The sequence below is a fragment of the Burkholderia sp. Bp9012 genome, assembly GCF_003853825.1.
Classification (GTDB): domain Bacteria; phylum Pseudomonadota; class Gammaproteobacteria; order Burkholderiales; family Burkholderiaceae; genus Burkholderia; species Burkholderia diffusa.
Window position 1 is genome coordinate 1 of the sequence record NZ_QTQA01000067.1, and the last position, 1,797, is coordinate 1,797.

Genomic DNA, 1,797 nt, shown 5'->3' on the forward strand with positions numbered 1-1,797 from the left:
AGTCGACATATGGGCCTCATTCGTCGACAATATCAGGACGTTTTGCTCACGTCAGCGAGCAACCTTGACTTTGGAAGCAGCTAAATAGATGCCACAAACGATCTACTGTTAGCGCTGCAAGATTGATGTGCCGATGCTCTCGGAAGACGAATGGCTATTGGTCAATCCCGAAACGGTGTTCGAGCAAATCAAACAGTATCAGAAAGAAACTGGGGTAATTTTAGCGGAGGCCTATCAGATCAATAAGGGTCTTCCAGCTCCAGCGGCCTATGAACGGATTACGGGATTCTGTGAAACCAATGCGTATGCGTTGATGTATCACCAACTCAAGCTATATGCCCTCCGTGCACTACTTGCAGCAAACCGCTTCGGACGCCAATTGCGAGCCTTTGTACCGTGTGTGGTACATAGCTAGAAAACTGAGTCAGATCTATCACGAAGGGAGGCACATTGAGCAACATAAGTGCAACGTTCCATATTTCAACGGACGTCGCCGAGCCGAAGTTTCGTGGTGTGCGTAGCGGGTACGCACCTCATCACAAGTTATCGTTTGTTGACTATCTGTTCAGTGGACACCATTCCTACGTAGACAATGACCTGCACTACCCGGGAGAAACCCTGAAAGCTGACATTGCATTCGCGAGTTGGGCACAACTTTCCGCACACGTAAAAATCGGACAGAGGATTGAGGTTCTCGAACGTGAGCGGGCGGTGGGCTATCTGATTGTCAACGATATTTATGATCATCAAGGCTGAGTGCGCCACAAGTGCGAATGACCGCTACCCTGCAACTCGAGGATCAGCTCTGGGTTGACCTGCGTCGGTCGCGCGTTGCAGGGCGGCGGCCGGCCGCCGGCCGCGTTCGGCCATGAAGCGCCGTTCGCCTGCATGCACATTCGGACAGTCGAGCGACCGCTCCAGTCGGCAGACGGCCGTTCCGATGAGAATGATTCAGACTCCGTCATCTGCCAAAGCGCTCCTGAGCTGCACTCAGGGTGTTCAGAACCCGGTGAATTCTCAACCCGACGGATTGGCGCTGCGGCGACATGCTACGATCAACGCGATCCGACTTTCATCCCGACGCACAATGACGACAATGTATGAATTGCTCGGTGTGTGCGAGAACGCGACCAACGAGGAAATCAAGCGAGGCTACCGAAAGGCGGCGATGAAAGCGCATCCCGACCGCAACGTCGGGTGCGAAGCGGACGCGCATGCGCGATTTCAGGAGATCAAGGAGGCATACGCGATTCTCTCGGACCCGGAGCTGCGCCGCGTCTATGACACCGCTTACGCAGAGGAAATGCTCCGTCACGCACGACTTCGCGAAGAAGAGGAGCGCTTGAACGCGGAGCGCGAAGCGGAATATGCGCGGTTCGTGGCATGGGCGATGCGCTTCGCCGAGCAAGGGCACAACCGCGACGTCGTGTTCGGTGTTCTGCTCGGCCGTGATTGCGATGTTCAACTCGCCGAGCGCATAGCCGGTAGCGTGGTCGAGTTGCATGCGTCGCGCCAGCCGGGCGCATCGCGGGACGGGGAGCGTGATGAGCAGATGCCGCAATGCGACGAGAGGGCGACACAGGCGGCATCGGCGCAGCCGTCAAAGAGCGACGCACGAAGGAGTGGCGAACACGCGCATACGGACTTTTTCAGCGCTCTCTGGCACGGCGTATTCGGGCTGCGCCGGTGAGCCTTGGTGTGTGACCAGTTCTGCGAACGCAGAACTCGAACGCGATCGGTGCCAACTTCGGGGGAGGTTTTTTGATCGACTGCTTCATGAATTGACGGCTAATTGGG

3 protein-coding genes are annotated in these 1,797 nt (G+C 56.3%); all 3 read left to right on the top strand.

What is annotated here, in order from left to right:
• Positions 1 to 133: 133 nt before the first annotated feature.
• The 3 genes from DIE11_RS35875 (at position 134) to DIE11_RS35885 (ending at position 1,690) form a co-directional block, all read left to right on the top strand.
• Positions 134 to 415 carry a hypothetical protein gene (locus tag DIE11_RS35875; RefSeq protein ID WP_124629846.1) on the top strand — a complete coding sequence of 94 codons (282 nt, stop codon included), beginning with the start codon at positions 134 to 136 and terminating at the stop codon, positions 413 to 415.
• A 35-nt stretch (positions 416 to 450) separates the two neighbouring features.
• Positions 451 to 756, top strand: coding sequence for a hypothetical protein (locus tag DIE11_RS35880; protein ID WP_124629847.1), 306 nt, complete (start codon positions 451 to 453; stop codon positions 754 to 756).
• Between the two features lie 331 nt (positions 757 to 1,087).
• Complete coding sequence (locus DIE11_RS35885; RefSeq protein ID WP_124629848.1) at positions 1,088 to 1,690, top strand: J domain-containing protein; 603 nt, start codon at positions 1,088 to 1,090, stop codon at positions 1,688 to 1,690.
• Positions 1,691 to 1,797 lie beyond the last annotated feature (107 nt).

Excerpts from the sequence above, each read along its gene's own strand:
- DIE11_RS35875 (WP_124629846.1), top strand. The coding sequence starts at position 134 with ATGCTCTCGGAAGACGAATGGCTATTGGTCAATCCCGAAACGGTGTTC.
- DIE11_RS35885 (WP_124629848.1), top strand. The coding sequence starts at position 1,088 with ATGACGACAATGTATGAATTGCTCGGTGTGTGCGAGAACGCGACCAAC.